General features: G+C 53.1%; 17 protein-coding genes. 10 read left to right on the top strand and 7 right to left on the bottom strand.

Features of this window, described 5'->3' with window-relative positions:
• Position 1 precedes the first annotated feature (1 nt).
• Together JF44_RS0109475 and JF44_RS0109470 are read right to left on the bottom strand one after the other, a co-directional pair.
• Complete coding sequence (locus JF44_RS0109475) at positions 2–979, bottom strand: iron-siderophore ABC transporter substrate-binding protein (RefSeq protein WP_033068735.1); 978 nt, start codon at positions 977–979, stop codon at positions 2–4.
• Positions 980–1022: 43 nt separating this feature from the next.
• A complete protein-coding gene (locus tag JF44_RS0109470; protein ID WP_033068734.1) occupies positions 1023–1799 on the bottom strand; it encodes an ABC transporter ATP-binding protein in 777 nt (258 codons plus the stop codon).
• Positions 1800–2105: 306 nt separating this feature from the next.
• Between JF44_RS0109470 and JF44_RS0109465 the strand changes: the two genes are divergently transcribed.
• The 3 genes from JF44_RS0109465 to JF44_RS0109455 all read left to right on the top strand — a co-directional run bounded on the left by JF44_RS0109465 (position 2106) and on the right by JF44_RS0109455 (position 7147).
• The gene (locus tag JF44_RS0109465; RefSeq protein ID WP_033068733.1) at positions 2106–2996 is read left to right on the top strand and encodes an SMP-30/gluconolactonase/LRE family protein; all 891 of its coding nucleotides are present in this window, start codon (positions 2106–2108) and stop codon (positions 2994–2996) included.
• A gap of 171 nt (positions 2997–3167) precedes the next feature.
• A complete protein-coding gene (locus JF44_RS0109460) occupies positions 3168–4742 on the top strand; it encodes a YbaY family lipoprotein (RefSeq protein ID WP_052065688.1) in 1575 nt (524 codons plus the stop codon).
• Between the two features lie 227 nt (positions 4743–4969).
• On the top strand, positions 4970–7147 hold the full coding sequence (locus JF44_RS0109455; protein ID WP_156111641.1) for a response regulator: 2178 nt from the start codon (positions 4970–4972) through the stop codon (positions 7145–7147).
• A gap of 109 nt (positions 7148–7256) precedes the next feature.
• On the opposite strand, the gene JF44_RS19935 is transcribed toward JF44_RS0109455, so the two are convergent.
• The 3 genes from JF44_RS19935 to JF44_RS0109440 form a co-directional block, all read right to left on the bottom strand.
• Positions 7257–10214: a hybrid sensor histidine kinase/response regulator gene (locus tag JF44_RS19935; protein ID WP_052065686.1), complete on the bottom strand. Its 2958-nt coding sequence runs from the start codon at positions 10212–10214 to the stop codon at positions 7257–7259.
• A gap of 219 nt (positions 10215–10433) precedes the next feature.
• Entirely contained in the window at positions 10434–10940 is a 507-nt protein-coding gene (locus JF44_RS0109445; protein WP_033068730.1) for a GNAT family N-acetyltransferase, read from the bottom strand.
• 25 nt (positions 10941–10965) lie between these two features.
• On the bottom strand, positions 10966–12099 hold the full coding sequence (locus JF44_RS0109440; protein ID WP_033068729.1) for a type III PLP-dependent enzyme: 1134 nt from the start codon (positions 12097–12099) through the stop codon (positions 10966–10968).
• Between the two features lie 899 nt (positions 12100–12998).
• Between JF44_RS0109440 and JF44_RS0109435 the strand changes: the two genes are divergently transcribed.
• On the top strand, positions 12999–13412 hold the full coding sequence (locus tag JF44_RS0109435; RefSeq protein WP_033068938.1) for a DUF3830 family protein: 414 nt from the start codon (positions 12999–13001) through the stop codon (positions 13410–13412).
• Between the two features lie 93 nt (positions 13413–13505).
• Here JF44_RS0109435 and JF44_RS0109430 read toward each other — a convergent pair whose 3' ends face one another.
• Entirely contained in the window at positions 13506–14225 is a 720-nt protein-coding gene (locus JF44_RS0109430) for a response regulator transcription factor (protein WP_033068728.1), read from the bottom strand.
• Positions 14206–15414: a GAF domain-containing sensor histidine kinase gene (locus JF44_RS0109425; protein ID WP_052065729.1), complete on the bottom strand. Its 1209-nt coding sequence runs from the start codon at positions 15412–15414 to the stop codon at positions 14206–14208. Before JF44_RS0109425 ends, JF44_RS0109430 begins: the two co-directional genes overlap by 20 nt.
• Positions 15415–15634: 220 nt before the next feature.
• Between JF44_RS0109425 and JF44_RS0109420 the strand changes: the two genes are divergently transcribed.
• From JF44_RS0109420 to JF44_RS0109395, 6 genes are all read left to right on the top strand, one after another.
• The gene (locus JF44_RS0109420; RefSeq protein ID WP_033068727.1) at positions 15635–16648 is read left to right on the top strand and encodes an ABC transporter substrate-binding protein; all 1014 of its coding nucleotides are present in this window, start codon (positions 15635–15637) and stop codon (positions 16646–16648) included.
• A 30-nt stretch (positions 16649–16678) separates the two neighbouring features.
• The gene (locus JF44_RS0109415; protein ID WP_033068936.1) at positions 16679–18139 is read left to right on the top strand and encodes a sugar ABC transporter ATP-binding protein; all 1461 of its coding nucleotides are present in this window, start codon (positions 16679–16681) and stop codon (positions 18137–18139) included.
• Entirely contained in the window at positions 18136–19062 is a 927-nt protein-coding gene (locus JF44_RS0109410) for an ABC transporter permease (RefSeq protein ID WP_033068726.1), read from the top strand. The genes JF44_RS0109415 and JF44_RS0109410 overlap by 4 nt, the downstream gene beginning before the upstream one ends.
• A gap of 23 nt (positions 19063–19085) precedes the next feature.
• Entirely contained in the window at positions 19086–20060 is a 975-nt protein-coding gene (locus tag JF44_RS0109405; protein ID WP_052065728.1) for an ABC transporter permease, read from the top strand.
• Positions 20057–20977, top strand: a complete 921-nt coding sequence (locus tag JF44_RS0109400) for an SMP-30/gluconolactonase/LRE family protein (protein WP_033068725.1) — start codon at positions 20057–20059, stop codon at positions 20975–20977. Before JF44_RS0109405 ends, JF44_RS0109400 begins: the two co-directional genes overlap by 4 nt.
• 131 nt (positions 20978–21108) lie before the next feature.
• The gene (locus JF44_RS0109395; protein ID WP_033068724.1) at positions 21109–21708 is read left to right on the top strand and encodes a DedA family protein; all 600 of its coding nucleotides are present in this window, start codon (positions 21109–21111) and stop codon (positions 21706–21708) included.
• Positions 21709–21733: the final 25 nt, after the last annotated feature.

The following is a 21733-nucleotide window of genomic DNA, read 5'->3' as shown; positions in this document are numbered from 1 at the left end:
TTTATGATCCGCTGACACTGGCGTTGGCATCTGTATCTGCGTCGGTGCCGGTTACGGCATCTGCAAGCAGTTCGGCAAAGCGGGCTGCGGACAACAGACCACCAAAGGTCCAGCTTGAAGGAATGGCATAGACCTGATCGTTGCGCACAAACGGCATGGCTTTCCAGATCGCCGACCCAAACAGGGTTTCCTGCGTGGTTGGGGCAATTGGCAGGACATAGGCAAACTGTACATCGCCCATTTTTGCCAGATCAGAAACATCACCATTATGAAACGCCCAGCCATTCACATCACCATCCCAGGCATTGGCAAAGCCCATCCGTTCAAGGGTGGATCCGAAAAGTGACGTGCGACCATGAATGCGAAAGTGTGCGTCATCAAGGATGCGGACAACCGCGAACCGGGCATCGTCACCAACATGATCGCGAATACGGGTGGCCGCCGCATCAATGCGGGCATTGACCGATGCAATAACGTTTTCTGCGGTATCGGGCTTGCCGGCCAATTTTGCAATATTGCGCAAAAGCGTTTCGGCGCGGTCGATGGCGGGTTCATCGCTGCCGGTGTTGTAGATCGAATAAACGAATGTCGGGGCAAAGCCGGAAAGCTTTTCATGGGCCATCGCGATTTCGGTGCTGATCAGGATGGCATCGGGGTTGGCATCGCGCAGGGCTTCAAAATTGGGTTCGCGGCGGCTGCCAAGATCTGCAAAACTTTCGGGCAGTTTCGGTTCGACCACCCAGGCGCGATATCCATCGGCCTCCGGGATGGCGACCGGGTCAATGCCAAGGGCAATCAGGCTTTCGGTCAAACTCCAGTTTGATACTGCAAAGCGGGTCGGGTGGGTTTCAAGTTCGACCTTGCCAAGTTCGTGAGGGAAGGTTTCCGCCATGGCAGGAAGGGCTGTGAATGACGCGGCAATCGTTCCCGCAGCAAGTGCAATGCGCGCGACATGATGACCAATCCAGTGCTTTGACATTGTCGTATCCCTGATCTTTTGTATGGATGAAGTTTCAAAACGCTTAGGCGACGTAGCTTACGAAACGGTCGTGCTTTGCAAGATGGATTACGTCGATGTCGGTTTGGAAAATATCGCGCAGCGTTTCGCCCTGCATGAAGGCGCGCGCATTTCCCTGCCAACAGGTTTGCCCGGCGCGCAGTGCTATGATGTGATCGGCAAAACGCCCGACCATGTCGATGTCATGCAAAACGGCGATCACGCTCAGATTATTCTGGTCTTTCAGATTGGCGACCAGTTGCAGGATGTCGCGTTGGTGACCAACATCCAAGGCCGAGGTCGGCTCATCAAGCAACAACACCGGTGCATCCTGGGCCAGAAGCATCGCAAGCCAGACGCGCTGACGTTCCCCGCCAGAAAGGCTTGCAACCAGACGATTGGCAAAGTCGGTAACATGGGTCAGCGCCATTGCCTGATCGATTTTTGCATGATCTTCATCGCGATAGCGGCCAAATGCCCCGCGCCACGGATAGCGGCCAAACGCCACAAGTTCACGGACACTTAGATGCGGTGGGACAACCGGATTTTGCGGTAGATAGGCAACCTTGCGGGCGAAATCACGAGTGCCATGTTCGTCAAGAGCCAGCCCATCAAGTGTAATGGTGCCTGACGCCAGTTTATTCTTGCGTGCAAGCAGTTTAAGCAACGTGCTTTTGCCCGATCCGTTGTGTCCGACAATCGCGCTAAATGCGCCGGTCGGAAAATCGACCGTGATGGTATCAAGCAGCGTCTTGGGGTTTTTGCCGTCACTTTGAAAGGTGACGTCTTTCAGATCGAACATGGACGGAAACTCGCATAATCGGACATGGCACCATCTGCCGGGCCTGAAACGGGGCCTGTCGTGCAGTACGGGTCATAAGTTCTGAGAATGCTTATCAATTACGCACATTAAATGCAACCGAGTTGCGATTGCATATGGTGGAAATATGCGCCCTATATTTAATCATCATACAAAACGACTTTTCAGGCGTGACCATTCCGGGTAGCAATATATAGAACGACTTTGATCCGGGCCTATCGTTTTGGTATGAGCCATTAAATCAAATCAAGACAACGCGGAAACCGCGCAAAATATCAGGGAGAAACCATGTCGGATGTGAAAACCGTGTTGCCAAACCTGCGGTGCACCCTTGGCGAAGGTCCACATTGGGACAGCGAAGATGGCGTTCTGTATTGGGTCGATATCATCGGCAAAACCGCCTATGGGCTGCGCCCCGATGATGGCGGGTCGCGGAGCTGGACGTTTGATCAACCGGTTGCGGCCATCGTCCCGCGTGAAAAGGGCGGGCTTTTGGTCGCCCTTGCAGATGGTTTGGCATTCCTTGATCCCGAAAGCGGGGAAACAACACCCTTTGTTGCACCAGATAGCGACAATGCGGGCAATCGATCCAATGAAAGCCGGGTCGATCCGATGGGGCGGTTCTGGCATGGCACCATGGAAAACAATATCGGACCAAACGGCGAAGACCTGCCGGTCAAGGCGTCAACCGGGACATTGAACCGGGTGGGGGCGGATGGTGAATTTGTCCGGTTTGTTTCTGATATCGGGATTTCCAATACGCTGTTGTGGTCCGCAGACGGCAAGAAAATGTTCTTTGGCGATACGATCAAGAACACGCTGAATGTCTATGATTTCGATATGAAAACCGGGGTGCCCAGCAATCCGCGCGTTTTCTTTGGTCCGCAGGACCGGGGCAACATGGATGGTTCGGCCATGGATGCGGAAGGCTATATCTGGAATGCGCGCTGGGGCGGGGAATGTTTGATCCGCTTTAACCCGGATGGCGAAATTGACCGGATTGTTGATCTGCCGGTGACACAGCCGACCAGCTGTGTGTTTGGTGGCCCCGACCTCAAGACGCTTTATATTACGTCAGCCGCGGCCGGGCTGGAAGACAATGGCAACGCGCTTGAAGGTGCGTTGTTGTCGATCCGCACCGATGTTGCCGGTCAGCCTTGTCATCGTTTCGCCGGATAAACAGCCCCAACGTCCGGACCAACGCATACCCGCGGCCCTGAGTTGTATCTTTTTGCTGAAATACACCCGGTTTGCCTATTTTTGGCCTTGGTTTTGCGTATGTTTGCGGTCAACATGATTTAGGTTCTGAGCCTGGAACCACAAAAAAACTACGAGCAAACCGGGGTTAAAATGAGACCTGTTTCAGCCGCATTCATATGGGCAAGGGCGATGATTGTCCTTGGTATGGTCGGGGTATTGTCGGGCTGTGCGGCCCTTCAAACCGATAGAACGACCGTGACCGGGTCGGTCAGCTACCGCGAACGGATTGCGCTTTCGTCTGATGATACTTTCCTTGTTGTGCGGTTGCTTGATATCTCGCGCGCGGATGCGCCATCGGTTGAAATTGCATCACTGCGTCAGGCCGTCAGCAATCCGCCAATGGTTTTTGTTCTGCCCTATGATCCGGCTGATATTGATCCGCGCTTTACCTATGCGGTAGAAGCCAAAATCGTCACGGCGGACGATGAATTGCTGTTTCGCAATGATCAGGTTTACCGTGTGCTGACCCATGATGCGCCAAGTGATGTCGATATTGTTGTGCGCCGGACCACGCGCACACAAGCCGATGGTGAACGCTTTATCGAAGGTTCTGAACTGGCAGACGAGATTGCCGCGATTGACGCCCGGCTTGGTGCGATGCGGGTGATCCCCGGCCAGTATACGGCAAGTGATCACACCGTGACCTACAAGGCCTATGTGTCACCGGATGGCGACCCGGTTCTGGTCGACGAGCACCGTGATCTTGGCGATTACGGGACGTCCGATGTCAAAATCTACTATCGGGATGGGCAGTTGCTGCGGTTTTCCGAGAATGCCACGCGTGTCAATTACGGTGGCGCGGATGATGACACCCCGCTTGCCTACAAACTCGACCTTGATTTTGCCAAAGGCCGTTTTGCGGGCGGGACCAAAACCGTCAACGGCATGTTCAGCGAACCTGACGAACACGAAATCAGCGGGGCCCTGTCGCAAAGCAAGGTCGCGCTCAGCCGCATTGATGCGATGCTGACCCAGCTCAATACAAGTCCTGCGCCGCTTACCGGGTCAAAGCAGTTTGTCTGTGATGATAACAGCAGGTTTTCGGTAACTTTTGATCAGCAGGCAGAACGCGCCATTGTCGAATTCCATGGCCGCGAACCACTTGACCTTGCGCGCGTTCCGACCGCGTCGGGATATGGTTATCGCAATGATGTTTATGAATTGCGCGGCAAAGGTGGTGACGTAATCTGGCGCACACCATCAGACGATGTGCGCTGTGCCGTTTCAAGCGAAACGGCGGCACTGCGATTGGCGCCCGGCAATTTCCCGGTGGTGGAAATTTCGGACCTTAAAAATCAGGGCGAGGGCATCTGGACACGCCAGTTCGATGCGTTGCAGCCTGCGATCACGGCCTGCCTTGCCAAAAGTACCGGTGATCTGGTGTCGGTGGTAAAGGCTTGGCCGACGGACCACGGGATGGTTGGCGTGCGCACGATCAACGGCAACGGCGGACGCCATGATTGTCTGGTCCCGGCTGATGGGTTGGGCACGGCCCATACCGAACTTGTTGAAACCACAACCAATATCCTGCCTGGCGAAGATGCCGTGCGCTTTACCCCGGCAAGCGGGGCCTACCCCGGTGGGGACTGCTTTGCGCACGAACGCCTTGAACAGAACGGCATGTTTATCGGCTGGTTGTCGAAGAACACTTGTGAAGGTGGTTGAATTTTGAACCTTGGGCCGGCGGGCTCCGTAAAAAACCAAACGTCCACATGCCGTGGCCTGTTCGCACAATATCTTCGACTGCGGGTTAAATTTCGTCGGCTGCGGGCTATATTATAGCTTCACCCTATACTTTGGAGCAGCTTTAAATATGACTAAGCTGTTGTGATATAGTGTAAAGCGGTTGTTATAAACCAATCGTTTAGGATGCTCTTGGCGGGAGGCATGTTTTGGGCGGGCTGACGTATTTTCGGATGCTGGTTCTTTGGGCTGCGGCGGCGGTAACCGGTGCTTGTATCGCCTTATGGTTCTCGGGCGTGTCGGGAACCGGGGTATTATGGGTTGGCGGGGCGCTTGCGCTTTCCTTCCTGGTAACGATTTGGTGTGTTTCAGAAAGGCAAACGCACCGTCCAAGCCAAATCGATATCTGGCATGACTCCCTTGAAATTGAAAAGTTTGATCGCTACTGCGAGGCCTTTCCACTGGCGGCCATCATTTTGGACGGCGACAGTCGGGTCGTGTCATGCAATCTGAGTGCGCAAAAGTCCTTTGGACTTGGTCGGCAGAACATCGTTCATGCAGAGTTTGACGCCTCAAATGATCGTGAATTCAAGCGCGATGCAAGCCATCCCATCATCAAAACGAACGAATACAGCGATTTGTTTTTGCCTGACCAACAGTGTTTCGTTGCGGGAAAGCATGTATGTCGCGGTGATATTTTAAAGGTGCCCTTAAGGGCGGACGATCAGGAGACATCGCTGACACTTGTGTTGGTCAAGGTAAAGGAAAATCAGGGTACGCCAACACCTGCTCCGGCGGAAATTGACGCGCCGGTTGACTTGCGATTGCACGACGATGATCGTTTGCTGTTGCGCGAACTGAATTATGATTTACGCACGCGCTTTCAAACTGCGTCAGGTATCCTTGAACTTGCCGAAGGTAACGGAAGTGACCTTGGTGAGGATGACCGTTTCCAAACCTTGCAGCAGATCTATCGCGAAGCTGTCGGACGTCTTGATTCTTTGCTGTCGTTCCTTGAGATGGATGAGCAAAACACAAAGAAAAATGCCGTTACGTTTGGTTTGGACGAGCTTCTGAATGATGTCTCTTTTGCTTTGAGCCAAAGCCACGACGTTGCAAATAACGAAATACTGTTTGATGCCAACCACAGTACGGCGACCGCGATCAAGTTGAACCGCGAGTTAATGGTCAAACTTGTTTGTCATATTGTTTTGCACATCATCGGAGGGGAACAAGGGAAAACAATTCTGATCCGAGTGCGCCTTGAGAAGCCCATGGATAGTTCTGCAAAAATCAATATCGAGGTTCTTACAGAACAGCCAAGTGCCAACCACGGAAGTTCAGAGCTCTTTCTGGATCTTGAGATCGCGCGACGGATTGCCACCCAGTTGGGCGGGCATTTGTATGCAGATCACAAATATCAGCAATCTAGTGGTATTGCATTTACCTGTGAGATTGAGAATTCCGATGCTTTTGAATCAGGTTTAGCCGTTCCGGCCCATTTGAAAAACCTGCGTGTTCTTATTGCAGACGACAATGAAACATCCCGTGTTGCGTTCCAGCAGTTGGCAGCATCAATCGGCTGGAATGCAGATGTTGCCGCATCCGGTGAAGCAGCCTTGCATATGATACGCTTCAAGCAAGGCATGAGAGAACCTTATGATGTGCTGTTGGTCGATTGGCGGATGGAGGGACTTGATGGTTGGGAAACCAGCAAACAGGTCCGCGAAATGCAGGAAGGTGCGTCAACGCCAATCATCGTTATGATATCTGCCCACAACCGTTCTTTCCTTTCGAAAAACATCGAGGATCGCGATCGGGTTCTCAATGGATTTCTGACCAAGCCTGTTACGTTGACGATGTTACTTGACGCGGTTGCAGATGCCACTGCCCATGTTCATGAACAGCCATTTGATGAAGCTGATGATCGCGCGAAAGATGCCCCCTTGGCAGACCGAACCGTGTTGATTGTTGACGACAATCAAATGCACCGGGATGTCGCACGCGAATTTCTAATCAGAAGCGGTGCCAAGGTGCTAACGGCGACTGGCGGGTATGACGCCATTAGTGTGGTGCAGAAAAACAGGGACACGATTGATGTGGTTCTGATGGATGTTCACATGCCTGACCTGAACGGATTTGACACCGTTCAGCGCATCAGGGAGCTTGGCTTCACAGATATCACGGTTTTGATGATGACAGCCAATAACACAGCCGAACTGCGTCGCCGCAGCCTTGAAGTCGGAGCCAGCGATGTGGTGATCAAGCCCTTCGTCATGCGTGAATTGGTAAATGTCATGTCAATGCAGGTTGCGCGGTCGCGACCAACAGAAGAGGCCGCAGCGGCCGCGCCCGATGTCGTTCGGTCGCCTGGCGAGATGAAGTAACCGGCAAAATATATCGCGTTTAATGCAAACGTGCTTCCTGCGCCCTTTGGGTGGGAAGCACGTCCCTTTGCGTTGCGGCATCATGGATGAGAAACGCAACTGGCGCTCGTCATCCCACCTTTTCAAATTCGGCGAGTGTGTCGTTCAGTGCCTGTTTGAACGTGTCAATCTTTGAGGCAATGCCATCGATATCTTCGTGCGCTGCCAGTTGCTCCAATATGGCTGCAAGTTCCGATACCCGCAGGGCCGCGATTTGAGATGCAGATCCCTTGATGAAGTGAAACTGCGCCAAAAGAGCCTTGCTGTCGCGCTCGGCCAAGGCTGCATCAATTTGTTTCTGGCAATCACGGGCCTGGGGTTTGAATAACTCGCGAAGTTGCTGGTACAAAACCTTGTTCCCTGCAACCAGTTCCAACGCCTTGGTCGGGTCATAGACCGGTGTTTGGCTAACAGGGGTGGGGGTTCTGTTCTGACCGTCCGGCGTGTTTTTCGGCCGCACGGGTGTTTTGGGCGCATGTTCCGGCAGGTGGTGGAGTATTTTTGCCGCGATATTTTCAAAATCGAATGGCTTGCCGATGAAGTCATTCATGCCGGCTTCTTTGCATTTCTTTTGTTCGTCTTCAAGAACACCTGCCGACAAGGCAACAATGGGAAGTTCAAGTTCGGGATGGGTTGCGCGAATGTGGCGGGTTGCCTCAATGCCGGTCATTTCGGGCATCTGAATATCCATCAGTACAATGTCAAAATGTTCTTTCTCGACCGCATCAACAGCCTCTACCCCGTTTTCTGCAAGGCTTACCTCAGCCCCGATTGAAGTCAAAAACGTGACCGCGACCTGTTGATTAACAGCGTTGTCTTCGGCCAACAAAATATGCACTCCACTGAGTGTATCATCTGCAAGCAGGTTTTGACGTCCCGCAGAGTTCGGGTGAATCACCGAACTGGCGTCGGAAACAGCAGAAATTGCATTGAGGAACGATGAGCCGGTAACAGGCTTGGTGAGCATTTCTACATCATGTGCAGATGGAACCTGTGAAAGCAGGTCGCGTTCATAGGCGGTCACCATGATGACGGCAGGCATATGGGGAAGCTGTAGTGCTTTGAGCTGTTCGATCGTTTCCAGCCCGTCAAGTCCGGGCATTTGCCAGTCGATCATCAAGACATCATATGGTGTTTCCGACGTTTTCACCATTTCGATGGCCTTTTGACCGCTTTCGACTGTATCTGCCTGAATGAAAAGGGATTTTGCAATTGTTCCCAAAGCCGTTCGGGTCAAGGCCTGATCATCGACAATCAGGATACGCAGGCCATTATCACGTGAAATAGGCAGTGGTTCTTTTGCGCTTGAAGTATCGATTATCAGAGGCAATTTGAAGGTAAAGGTCGATCCTTTCCCCGGCATGCTGGAAAGATCAATGTTGCCATCCATCGATTTGGCCAGGCGTTGGGAAATCGCAAGCCCAAGGCCCGTACCACCGAATTTGCGTGTGGTGGAGGCGTCCGCCTGTGTGAAGGGGTCGAATATTGCATGTTGCTGTGCTTCGGGAATGCCGATCCCTGTATCTGAGACGACAAACAGAAGATGATCGCCAGTGTCAGGCGATGATACTTTGCGGACATCAAGTTTGACATATCCGCTTTCTGTAAATTTGATCGCATTGCTGACCAGATTGACCAAAATCTGCTGTGTTCGATGTGAGTCGCCAACAATCGATTTGGGCACATCCGGGGCGACATTAATGACGACCTCGATTTCCTTGTCATTGACCGTCATGGACATGATCGAACCGACATTATCAATCACGTCAGGTAAGGAAAACGGTTCCTTGTCGAGAACAAGTTCATTTGCCTCGATCTTTGAAAATGTCAGGATTTCATCAATTACGCCAAGCAGGAACTTTCCCGACAAGCCGATCTGACGGACATATTCGTGTTGATGTTGTTCCAGTTGTGTCCGTTTTAAAAGTTGGGTCAGGCCAAAGATGGCATTCATCGGGGTTCTGATTTCATGGCTCATATTGGCCAGGAAATCTTCTTTTATCCGCGCAAGTCTTTCGGCCCGGCTCCTTGAGACCGCAAGCTTTTCATTGATCTGTTTCAATTCTTCATTGTGATGATGAGCCGCAACTGCCCGCATGTTTACGACCCACAGGATTGCAATCACAAAGAACAGAACAACGATGGATGCGATCGTCGTTCCGGACGAGAACACAGTCCAATATTGCATCGCATAGCCATACGGACGTGAAGTCGAAATCACCAAATAGTCATGAAAAACACGTTCACCGACGCCAAACCGGATCTCGCCGGTAAACACGTTGGGGTATATATCGGCAACATGGCCATCCGGTGCATTGGCAACATCGGTGTAGATTTTTGCATTGGCCATTGATTTGCCAATCATTTCTTCCTTGGCCGGTTTGCGGGCGACAAGGTTGAAATTCCGGTCAAGCAAGGTGACGTAATCAAGATCAAACGACGATTTGGCAATCCGGTCAATCATCGTACCGGGATCAATGACAGTCGTAATTACTCCGGTTAACGCGCCGAATTCATCGCGAATGGCCCGTGCAAGGGAAATCTGCCACCTGCCGTCAACAAGGTTTTTGACCGGGCCTGTTAGAACCCGCAGGTCTTGCCCGCCATCGAGGAAATATTTGATGTAATCACGTTGTGAAAGATCAACGTCTGGTGCTGGAAAATTACGGGATGAATGAATGATGCGCCCGTTGACATCGGTGATGCCGAAAACACGCACGATGTCGAGGGCATCGGCAGATTGTTTGAGCAACAGGTGTTTTTCACGCGGGGAATATCGACGATCACTTGCGATATTACTAAGTGCGGCCAAGGTTGTTTCAACCCCGATCATTTGTTCCTCGACCTGGCGGGCATAGCCATCAAGCAAGGTGGAAAGCGTTCTCATTTCTCGCTTTTCGGCATTTTGTTCCAGCGGAACATGGACGTAGTAGTTAAAGCCAATAACAAGAAGGGTGATCGCAATGGCGGCCAGGGTAACCGGCAGGCTGCTGCGGCGAAAAAATGTTCGTTTCAGGCCTTTAAACATCGATGAATTCCCGCGCAATCAATTCAGATCAAAAGCTTTATGCTTTATGCTTTATTTCAATGTATTAGAAGTTGTGCACCTCAGGCGTGCTTTCAATGATGCCTTGAAAATTTTTACAACCAAGCAGAAGGACATTTACATCCCCCGGGGGTGCGAAAAAAAATCCCGGCAAGGATTTAACCAAACCGGGATTCGTCAGGTGTTTGTTGATGCGTTTGTTTAGTGGATCATGGCCCCGGTTGCACGCAGCACACCGGTTGATCCCGACAGAACATCTTCATTACCAAGTTGGATCGCCTGGAACCGGTGGCGATCAAAGTCGCCCGGCATCAAAAGGTTGCTTGCAGGCTCTGCATGGAAGCCAAAGCGCGCATAGTATTGCGGATCGCCGACCAGAAGAACCGAACGGTGACCGGATGCCTGTGCCGCATTAAGGGCGGCATAGATCAGACCGGCGCCCACGCCGGACCCGCTATAGATTTTGTCAACCGCAAGCGGGCCAAGCAGCAACGCGTCACCGGCATTGCCCGCACTAATGTTCCACAGCCGAACCGTGCCGATCATGTGGGTGTCCTCAAAGGCAACAAACGCAAGGCCATCTGCCGGACGGCGATTGCGCCGCAGGATTTCCGACGATTTGCCAAAACGTGCCGGACCCATAACGCGGTCCAGCAGTTTTTCACGTTCGATGTGTGCGTTCGCACCTTCGCGATCAATGGTAATCATTGGTCAGTTTCTCCCGGCAATGGGATCAGATCACATAAGACGCCAGCGGCGAGAAACCGTTAAACGCCACGGATGCATAAGTGGTGGTGTATGCGCCCGTGGCTTCGATCAGAACCTCGTCCCCGATGGTCAAAGAGACCGGCAGGTCATAGGGGGTCTTTTCATACATAACGTCTGCTGAATCACAGGTCGGACCTGCCAGAACGCACGGGGCAACGTCGCCGCCGTCATGGATGGTGGTAATCGGATAGCGGATGGCTTCATCCATGGTTTCGGCGAGGCCACCGAATTTGCCGATGTCAAGATACACCCAGCGCACCGGATCATCGGCGGACTTGCGCGAAATCAGAACAACCTCGGCTTTGATCACACCGGCGTCACCCACCATGCCTCGGCCCGGCTCGATGATGGTTTCGGGCATATGGTTGCCAAAATGGTCATGCAGGGCATCAACGATTGCTGCGCCATAGGCCTCGGTCGCCGGAATGTCGCGCAGGTAACGGGTCGGGAAACCCCCGCCCATATTGACCATGCGCAAGTGGATGCTTTTTTCGGCCAGGGTGCGGAAGATCGAGGATGCTTCGCCAAGGGCGGTATCCCATGCATCAAGATTGCATTGCTGCGAGCCAACGTGGAACGACACGCCATAGGCATCCAGACCTATGTGATGGGCATGTTCCAGAACCTCAAGCGCCATGCTTGGTGCACAACCGAATTTGCGCGACAGCGGCCATTCAGCACCAACGCCATCGGTCAGAATGCGGCAGAAAACCTGCGCACCCGGTGCGACACGGGCGATTTTTTCAACTTCTTCGACGCAATCAACCGCATAAAGGCGCACACCAAGTTCAAAGGCGCGCGCAATGTCGCGTTCCTTTTTAATCGTGTTGCCAAAGGAAATGCGATCCGGGCTGGCACCGGCTGCCATCGCCATTTCGATTTCTGGAACCGATGCGGTGTCAAAATTGCTGCCAAGATCGGCCAGAAGGCTCAGGATTTCCGGGGCCGGGTTTGCCTTGACGGCATAGAAAATGCGCGAGCTGGGCAACGCACGGGTGAAGGTTTCGTAGTTGCGCTGAACAACATCAAGATCCACGACAAGGCACGGGCCTTCCGGGCGGTTCTGTGCCAGAAAATCAATAATACGCTGAGTTGCCATTGGGGCGTTCTCCCATTCCACGATATGGCAGCGTGCATGTACCTGATGCGGGCGCGCGGTGGAGGCGCGATGACGCGGACTACCTGCATGCTGTTTAGTTCCGGGGCCAGCCGGAACTGCGAAGTTAAGTCTGCCTCGCTATGGAATAGGGAGTTCCCGTTCCGCACGGCGAGTTTTTCAGCTCTTACTGCAAGCGCTCTGTTTGATGTCTGGAGTTGCTGGCTAGGCATGCATTGCAGAGCGATGCGGCGCATCGTTCAAAATGCATAACGACGACCAGCGGCGTCAGACATCAAACCTGCTCAGGCTGGTCTGATTTGTCACATAGCGTCGTCAAAGACCTCAACCGTAGCCCCGCTACGCTTTTCGTTCTTTTCCTAGCTCTGAGACAAATCTGCCCAGCAGAGCGTTTCCAGTAAGAACTGAGAAACTCTAGGCAATGATGGTGTGCCTCTTTAGTGTCGGTGGATTTGGACGCCACCTGAGACCAAAAAAGCCCTCACCGTCGTTGCTTTAAGTGTATCCCCCCAGAGAACCAAAAGAGTTCCAACTTCGGGGACCACCACAGGCACGTGCGACTTTGGGCAAACCGGGATTTACGCCCGTTCCAATTTGCGCGCAAGTGAAATTTTCACGCGCTTTGTCGTGAAACAATCGCAGGATCGACGAAGAAGGGTTGCTGCAACGCAAAAAATGGCGCGAATGGCCGCGTTTGGGATTTGCAGCAATGCCATCCAACGCATTTCGGTATGGGGCCTTGCAATTTGTGCATAACCAGGACGTATAAATGAAGGCGATTGACGGTCTTGATTGCCCGGTGTAGCCCTTTGATCATAGTTTACTTATTGCGTTTTAACGCCGCGTCGCAGGCAAAACGCGCCACCTGTCAGGATGCCCTTATGACCAAGATCAAAATTACCGCTGGCCCGTTCACCTTTGACGGGGTGCTTGAAACCGAAAAAGCACCGGAAACCTGCAAGGCGTTTATGGATCGCATGCCGTTTGAAAGCAAAGCCGTCCATGTCCGCTGGAGCGGCGAGGGCGTCTGGATGCCGCTTGGCGATTATCAGTTTGGTGTTGGTTATGAAAATCACACCAGCTATCCGGCACCGGGCCAAATCATCCTTTATCCCGGCGGGATCAGCGAAACCGAAATCCTGCTGGCATATGGCGGGGTGCATTTCGCATCCAAGGTCGGGCAGCTTGCAGGCAACCATTTCATCACGGTTACAAGCAACCTTGATGACGTCGAAAAGCTTGGCAAGATGACGCTTTGGGAAGGGGCGCAGCCGATCAAGTTTGAACTGGCCTAAATACCCGGGGGGGCTGACGCGCGCAGACAGGCGGGGCAGCGTTTTCCAACGTTTCCCCTACCGTCTTCCTCCACCGTCTTCCCCCACCGTGATCTAAGTGTGGCTTAGCCATGCGCGCAGGTCTTTTTCCGCTGCGGCCAGGCCTTCACGGTTGATGATCTTGCGGGCAATCGCGCACGAAACTGCCCGGGCACGTTTGTTGAGCGCAACCCCCTGATCGTTTTGATCAAGTGCTTCGACATCCAGTTTGCTGTATAGCGACAGCAGGCGGTTTTGCACGGTGCGCAGCGATAGTTTGCGCCGTGTGGCAATGGCCTTGTCCGGAAGGCCGAGCGCGATATCAATTAGAATGATGTATTCGAACTCGGTCAGGGTATTGCGCGATCGCATCTGCTGGTTCTGGATTTGATGGACTTCGCGATCAACAACGATCTGACCTTCGATCAGGACAGATCGCAGTGCCAAATGCATGCGGTCCTGTGTTGCTGTTTTCAGAACATACCCATAGGCCGCCTGACTTGGAACGATATGCGCAATGCCGCGCAAATAGGCCTCATCGGAATAGTTCGACCAAAATAGAATACGGGTATCGGGCCGGGCCGCCCAGATCGTGCGTGCGGCATCAATCCCGTTATGGCCCTTCATGCGCAAATCCATGACGATGGCCGTGGTTTCATGCTGACGTGCAAGGGTTTCGGCTTCTTTGCCATCGCGGGCAATCAGGATTTCGTCGAGTTCCGGCAGGGCATGTTCGACAATTTCCTTGAGGAAATCCGCATGCATCTTGTCGTCTTCAACCAGCAAAATTTTCATATTCGCCCCTTCCGGTTTCTTCTGTTGTTTTGGGGAGTTTGACGGTGATGCAGGTTCCTTCCTGAGTACTGTGTTCAAACTTGGCCCCGATTAGTTGGGCGCGGGTTCTCATGTGGGCCAGACCGCTGCCTGTTGGTTTCTTTTCCTGGAATTTGAACTGGCCATTGTCGCAAATCTGGATGGTCAGATCACCGTCGGGATCGTGAAACGCCAGCGCCGAAATATAGGTCGCGCCAGAATGCAGTACCGCATTATTGATTGCTTCCTGACAAATGCGGAAAATTGCAATCCGGGTGGTTTCCGGTAAGGCGTCAATATAGCCATCGGTCTGATCCTCGACCTTGAAGTCGGGACCGTCGTCGCGGTTAATCGCCCGTTCCATATGGGTCAGAACCGCGTGCTGGAAGCCAAACAGTTCAAGGATTGTTGGGATCGATGTATCGATGATATCGCGCAGATCCTGGATCATATTTTGGATTTGCTGTTGCAGACGACTGTGCTGTGTCTTGGTGATGCCCGGACGCAGGTCACGTGCGATCCGGGTCAGATCGGCAAGTGTTTGATCATGCAGATCCATACCGATGCGTTGGCGTTCAGCCTCCAGCGCGTCTGTCAGGCTAAGTGCGCCAAGACGCAAGCCTTCTTCGCGTGCCAGAATACGGGCGCGTACCAGTGCCTCGGCGTTGGCCTTTTCATTGGCGCGCAGGGCATAGAAATATGGTGCAAGCATATCGGCCAGAATGCGAACTTGTTCAACATGTCGTTCGGTATAGAAGTTTTCCTTTTTCGACGAGCAGTTCAAAGACCCGATCACTTCGCCCAGTACCTTCATCGCGACATTGACCCGACTGCGAAACTCGTGTCGGAGGATTGGGGCGCTTTCGGCACCGGGGAATACATAGCGCGGATCTTCAAGCGCATTTCCCGTCAGAAGATGATCGCATTTGCCCAACAGAATATCGCGCACCGGTGCCAGGCGAACCAGTGTTCGTGATGTGCTCCAAGTCGTTTTCAGGCCAACCTCATAGGCAGTAATCCACGTTCTGTCCGTGTCGATCAAACAGATATCGAGATGATCAAACTCAATAATCTTGTCGATTTCGTCCTTTACCGAGCTCAGCGCGGAATGGATGTTAAGGTTACCTGCAAGAAGATTGGATATGCGCAGGTAATGGGCAAGGTCCGACATGTTGTTTCCTCCGACCTTCATCATATTGCGACAAGACGACACTGTCTTGCGGGAACCCGCAACATGGGTGGGTGATCCCGCAACCGGGATGCGGCGAATGCTCTTTACAGTTTAAGAGCCCTGTCTGAAAATCCCCCTTCCATTGATATTATAAATTAAATGCCGACCCAAACGGCTAAACCAAAATCATGACGCGACAGTGTTGTGTCAGGGAGGAAAAATGAAACTCAAGTCCATGCTGCTCGGCGCCATCGCCGGGACTGTTGTCTTTGTATCTGGCCAGGCGATGGCGGATACTTCTGGAAAAACCATCGCGCTTTCAAATAATTACGCCGGGAATTCCTGGCGTCAGGCCATGTTGGAAAGCTGGGACAAGGTCGCATCCAAAGCGGTCGAAGATGGTGTTGTTGCCAGCGCAGATGCCTTTACCACATCTGAAAATCAGGCAACCGAACAAGCCGCGCAAATTCAGAACATGATCCTGCAGGGCTATGATGCCATTGTCTTGAATGCGGCATCGCCGACGGCCATCAATGGTGCCGTCAAGGAAGCCTGCGATGCTGGCATCATTGTTGTGTCGTTTGACGGGATCGTCACCGAACCTTGCGCGTGGCGTATTGCTGTTGATTTCAAACAGATGGGCCGTGATCAGGTCAAATATCTTGCCGATCGTTATCCTGAGGGCGGCAATCTTCTTGAAATCCGGGGTCTTGCCGGGGTGTTCGTTGATGACGAAATCAGTGCCGGTATTCACGAACAGGTGGCGAAAACCAATTTTGAAATCGTCGGTTCTGTTCATGGTGACTGGGCACAGGATGTTGCCCAAAAGGCCGTGGCTGGCATTTTGCCAAGCCTGCCTGAAGTCAAAGCCATCGTGACCCAGGGCGGGGATGGCTATGGTGCGGCTCAGGCGTTTGATGCTGCGGGTCGTCCGACCCCGACCATTATCATGGGCAACCGTCAGGACGAACTGCAATGGTGGAAAGAACAGAAAACCGCCAACGGTTATGAAACCACCTCGCTTTCGATTGCACCGGGTGTGAGCACACTTGGTTTCTGGGTAGCCCAGCAGATTCTTGATGGTAACGAGGTCCCCAAAGACTTGACCGTACCGTTCCTGCGCGTTGATCAGGACACCCTTGAAGAAATCCTTGCCGAAACCCCGGCGGGTTCTGTGGCCAATGTGGAATATTCACAGGAAGACGCAATAAACCTGATCAAATCGGCGAACTAAGGCGATAGGATTATGGTGGAAAACCAGAACATGATCGGCACCAGGGAGGTGCCGATCATTACGCTTGCCCAAGCCGGTGTATCTTTCGGACCGGTTAAGGCGCTTGATGGTGCGGATCTTGTGATCATGCCGGGTGAATGTGTCGGTGTGGTTGGTCACAACGGGGCGGGTAAATCGACTTTGGTCAATGTGATCAATGGTCGTTTGTCCCCCACCAGCGGCACTGTCAGTTATGACGGGGCCCCGGGTGTTGCCGATTTCCGCAATTCCCATCGGGCGAGAAGTTCGGGTGTGCGCAGCGTTTTTCAGGAACTGTCGCTGTGTCCGAACCTGACGGTTCTTGAAAATTATCGGATCCCGTATCGCAATATGCCCAAGGCAGGTTGGCGTAAAAACGCTGCGTCTGCCGTGCGGGCTTCTTTGGATGCGGTGTTCCCCGATAACGGTATTGATCCCTATAGTGTGGTGGCCGATCTGCCGATTGCGGATCGGCAAATGGTCGAGATCGCGATTGCCTTTTCCCGGCGTGATATTGATGCGCGTCTGGTGATCCTGGACGAGCCGACATCGTCGCTTGATGGGGCGATTGCCGATCAATTGCTGGCCTATATCAAAACGTTCTGTGCGAACGGCGGGGCGATCATTTTCATATCCCACATGATGGGGGAAATCTTTGATGTCGCCAGCCGCATTGTCGTGATGAAGGACGGCCGCATCATTGAAAATGACGACGCCAGCAACTTCACCCGTGACGGGTTGGTCGATGCGATGGGCCATGTCGTGCCCGACACCCAAGACGTCGCAAACATTTTGGAGAAACGCGAATTCGGGCCGGAAGTTTTACGGATGGAGAACGGACTGAATGCGCGCAAGGGCGAAGTCGTTGGCCTGGCCGGACTGGCGGGGCATGGTCAGGCAGAAGTTCTGGCGCAATGTTTCCTTGAACGAACATCGGATTGGTCCGCATCGCGCGCGCCTGCGGTTGTTTTCGTCGCCGGGGATCGAAGCCGCGATGGCGTGATGCCCTTGTGGTCGATCATGCGCAATCTGAGTTTGCAGACCCTTGTCGAATTCAGTCGGACGTTCCTGGTTGATCGCAAAGCCGAACGGGGTATTGCCCGAACGTGGCATGAGAAGATCGGGATCAAGACAGATGATCTTGATAATCCCATTCTGTCCCTGTCGGGTGGCAATCAGCAAAAAGTCCTGTTTTCGCGGGCGTTGGCGTCTTCGGCGCCGATTGTGATCATGGATGATCCCATGCGCGGGGTGGATGTGTCGACCAAAAAGGAAGTTTACCGAATGATCCGCAGCGAGGCTGAGAACGGGCGCACGTTTCTTTGGTATTCGACTGAAACCGACGAGATCCTTGAATGTGATCGGGTGTTTGTGTTTCGCGATGGTGAAATCGCTGCCGAACTCAAGGGCGAACAAATTACCGAGGAAAACATGCTGCGTGCCTCCTTTGAGATGCAGGAGGCAGGCCAATGAACCGCGAACATCTGCGCATTTTGTTGCCGGTCCTGTCTTTGGGCATTCTGTTGGCGGCGGTGTTTTACATGCAGCCACGTGCCATGAGCTATTTCGGGCTGAACCTTCTGTTTAATCTGGCGGTGCCGGTTGCATTGGCAACCATTGCCCAAATGATGATTTTGATGGTCAACGACATTGATTTGTCGATTGGTTCCTTTGTCAGTTTCTGTGCCTGTGTCACCGCAACCTTTGTGCAAACCGATCCTGTGATTGGCTATGGCATTTTGTTTGCCGCGATCCTTGTCTATGCCGCAATGGGCGCGATCATCTATGCTCGTGGGTTGCCGGCAATTGTTGTCACCCTTGGCATGTCATTCTTCTGGTCGGGCATGGCCGTGCTTGTTTTGCCATCGCCGGGCGGAAGTGCGCCTGATTGGTTGCGTGCGCTTATGACGGCAAAAACGCCGATCCTGCCGGTGGCAATCATTGCCCCGATCGTGATTGCCGTTGTGATGCATTACTTCGTCAAGCGGTCGTCGTTGGGCGTGTTGTTGCGTGGCGTTGGCGGCAATGAACGGGCCGTTGCGCGTTCTGGCTGGTCGGTCACGGGGCTTAAGGCTTTTGCCTATGGCGTGGCGGCTCTTTTCTGTGTGCTTTCGGGCATGGCGCTGGTCGGGCTTGCGACGTCTGCGGATGCGAATATTGCCTTGCGCTATACGCTGCTGTCGATTGCCGGTGTGATTTTGGGTGGGGGTGAATTTACCGGCGGACGGGTGTCGCCCATCGGTGCTGTGATTGGTGCATTGACCCTTACCTTGGCGGCAAGCTTTCTGTCATTTTTGCATCTGTCACCGGATTGGCAAATCGGCGCCCAGGGCGCGATTTTGATTATCGTTTTGGCCGTGCGTCTTGTCTTCACCCGGCGCGAGGCACTGGTATGAATATGATAAACAAAGATAACAACATGCAGCCGCAAAAGCGCAGCGCGCGCGATTTTCTTGAACTGGTGTCTGGTAAACCCTGGATCTGGGCGTTTCTGGCGGCAGGGGCGACCTATCTTGCGACGCTCCTGGTTGTGACAAACAGTGCGGGTGCCGGGGCGCTTTTGTATGCCGCGCTTACCTTTGCCTCGTTTTCCGTGATTGTCGGCGTAGGGCAAATGTTTGTCGTAACGCTTGGACCGGGCAATGTGGATTTGTCCATTCCCGCGACCATGACACTTGCCGCAACCTTGTCGCTTAAGTTCATGGCGACCGACGGCGCACTGATTGTGCCGGGGGTATTGATTGCGATCGGGGTTGGACTGGTCTGTGGGCTGTTTAACTTCTCGCTGATCTTGCTGCTGCGCATTCCGCCGATCATCGCGACATTGTCGTCGTCATTCCTGTTCCAGTCGTTGGCGATTTGGTCCAACCGCGGGGTGCGTGTCAAACCGCCGGAGCTTTTGGCGCAATTTTCGACCGGGGGAATATTTGGGCTTCCCAATGTGGCCTTGATTGCGTTGCTGGTTTCGGTTCTGGCGTGGTGTGTTTTGGAAAAAACGATTGCAGGGCGCTGGGTTCTGGCAACCGGGCAAAACAAACGGGCCGCCCGTCTTGGTGGTGTGCCGGTTAATGCCGTGCGGTTTGTTGTCTATGTCGGTTGTGCGGTTCTTGCCGGTGTCGCCGGGTTTGTTCTTGCCAGCTTCTCTGGCGGGGCGAACCTGAATATGGGTACGGAATATATGTTGATGTCGATTGCCGTGGTTGTGATCGGCGGGTCGTCTATTGCAGGTGGTAATTCGAATGTTCCGGGCATTTGGGGGGCTGCGCTGTTTATGTTTTTGATTGTATCGATGCTGAATTCCTATGGGCTTGGTGCGGGTGTCCGCTTGATGCTGACTGGGTTGATTATCGTGTCGGTGGTTGTTTTGGCCAGTAAGCGGAGGCACCAGATATGAATGGACCATATCTTATTGCAGATCAGCGGTTTCGTGATCTTATTCTTACCAATGTGCATTTGCGCAAGATTTCAACAGGACACCTCTGGACCGAGGGGCCTGTCTGGTTTGCAGCCCACCAGTGTCTTCTGTTTTCAGACATTCCCAATCAGAAAATCTATCGTTGGATGTGTGACGGCACGGTCAATGTGTTTCGGGAAAACTCGAACTTTGCCAATGGCAATACCGTGGACCGCGATGGACGCCTGATTACCTGTCAGCACGGCACGCGTTCTGTCACCAGGACCGAGCATAATGGCACGATCACAACCCTGGCCGATGGGTTTGACGGCAAACGGCTCAACGCACCAAATGACGTTGTGGTCAAATCCGATGGGTCCATTTGGTTTAGTGATCCGACGTATGGGATTTTATCTGATTACGAAGGATATAAATCCACACCGGAACAGGACCATAGGAGCATCTTTCGCATTGATCCGCACACAGGTGATATCTGTCAGGTCGCAACGGACTTTACCCAGCCAAACGGGCTTGCGTTCTCGGTTGATGAGAAGCTGCTGTATGTTGCTGAGTCCGGTTCAAGTCATGATGATGATGTGCCTGCGGTCATTCGTGTTTACGATGTGAATGGCGATAACACGCTTCAAAACGGCCGGGACTTCGCAATTCTTGATAAGGGGCTTCCGGACGGCTTCCGGGTTGATTGCCATGGTAATGTCTGGACGTCGGCGGCCGATGGTGTGCATTGCTTTGATCCGCAGGGCGTGCTTTTGGGCAAGATCCTTGTGCCCGAAACCGTTTCGAACGTTACGTTTGGCGGTGCGCGGGGCAACGAACTGCTGATCACGGCAACGACAAGTGTCTATGCCATTCACGTCAACACGGCATCTGCAACAGCGCCAAGGGCCGCATTGTGACCCGATAACGCGCCGGACTATTGGCCTGCGCCTGGCCTGCCCCAGCGAACATGTGATGCTGGACACTGGTAGAGGCAGGCGAATTGGCTTAGAACGCTGTCAGTTCAAGCCAATTTTTCCGGGTATCGCGCGTGTTCGAAACAATCAATCAGTGGGTCCAGCAGTATCAGCAGCTGGCCTATATCCTGATATTTACCTATTGCGTCAGTAAATCCAGCATCCTGCCGGTATTTGCCGGGATGCTGGTGATCGCCGAAAGCCTGATGCCGGTTCCGGCCTTGGGCGCGATGATCGCAGGCGGTATCGTTGGCGATGTTGCGCGTTTTGTTCTGGCGCGAAAATACGGCGATGCGATTGTTGCGAAACTGCCCGACAGCCTGTCCGGCTGGATGCGCAAGACCCTGCGTTTGTTCGAACATTACGGCATCGCCTATATCATGCTGTGCCGTTATCCGCATGGGGTGCGGTCATTCGGCGTCTTTCCGGTTGGCATGAGTTCGATGTCGTTTATCCGGTTTCTACCGCTTAGCATCGTATCGGTTCTGATCTGGGTCGGACTGTATTTTGGTTTGGGCTTTAGTTTGGGGGCAGGGATGTCGGAACTGGTCGAGCAAAATCTTGCCGTGCTTAGTCCGATGTTGCTTCTGGTGTTTGTCGTGGTCGGTTGGCTGGCCCTGCGCCGGATCGACAAGCTGGAAAAACGGGCAGAACAAGCGATTGATGAGCCATAAGAAAACGGCAGCATCCGATATGAAT

Source organism: Thalassospira australica (assembly GCF_000763295.1).
Classification (GTDB): Bacteria; Pseudomonadota; Alphaproteobacteria; order Rhodospirillales; family Thalassospiraceae; genus Thalassospira; species Thalassospira australica.
Note: the sequence above shows the minus strand (reverse complement) of the source record. Positions and strands in the feature narration are given on the sequence as shown.

Coding starts and splice junctions, on each gene's coding strand:
- JF44_RS0109425 (WP_052065729.1), bottom strand. CDS start 15,414: ATGTCGGACCTTGCCCATTACCTGCGCATATCCAATCTTCTTGCAGGT.
- JF44_RS0109465 (WP_033068733.1), top strand. CDS start 2,106: ATGTCGGATGTGAAAACCGTGTTGCCAAACCTGCGGTGCACCCTTGGC.
- JF44_RS0109405 (WP_052065728.1), top strand. CDS start 19,086: ATGCAGCCGCAAAAGCGCAGCGCGCGCGATTTTCTTGAACTGGTGTCT.
- JF44_RS0109430 (WP_033068728.1), bottom strand. CDS start 14,225: ATGAAAATTTTGCTGGTTGAAGACGACAAGATGCATGCGGATTTCCTC.
- JF44_RS0109400 (WP_033068725.1), top strand. CDS start 20,057: ATGAATGGACCATATCTTATTGCAGATCAGCGGTTTCGTGATCTTATT.
- JF44_RS0109445 (WP_033068730.1), bottom strand. CDS start 10,940: ATGATTACCATTGATCGCGAAGGTGCGAACGCACACATCGAACGTGAA.
- JF44_RS0109475 (WP_033068735.1), bottom strand. CDS start 979: ATGTCAAAGCACTGGATTGGTCATCATGTCGCGCGCATTGCACTTGCT.
- JF44_RS19935 (WP_052065686.1), bottom strand. CDS start 10,214: ATGTTTAAAGGCCTGAAACGAACATTTTTTCGCCGCAGCAGCCTGCCG.
- JF44_RS0109440 (WP_033068729.1), bottom strand. CDS start 12,099: ATGGCAACTCAGCGTATTATTGATTTTCTGGCACAGAACCGCCCGGAA.
- JF44_RS0109435 (WP_033068938.1), top strand. CDS start 12,999: ATGACCAAGATCAAAATTACCGCTGGCCCGTTCACCTTTGACGGGGTG.
- JF44_RS0109415 (WP_033068936.1), top strand. CDS start 16,679: ATGATCGGCACCAGGGAGGTGCCGATCATTACGCTTGCCCAAGCCGGT.
- JF44_RS0109460 (WP_052065688.1), top strand. CDS start 3,168: ATGAGACCTGTTTCAGCCGCATTCATATGGGCAAGGGCGATGATTGTC.
- JF44_RS0109470 (WP_033068734.1), bottom strand. CDS start 1,799: ATGTTCGATCTGAAAGACGTCACCTTTCAAAGTGACGGCAAAAACCCC.
- JF44_RS0109410 (WP_033068726.1), top strand. CDS start 18,136: ATGAACCGCGAACATCTGCGCATTTTGTTGCCGGTCCTGTCTTTGGGC.
- JF44_RS0109420 (WP_033068727.1), top strand. CDS start 15,635: ATGAAACTCAAGTCCATGCTGCTCGGCGCCATCGCCGGGACTGTTGTC.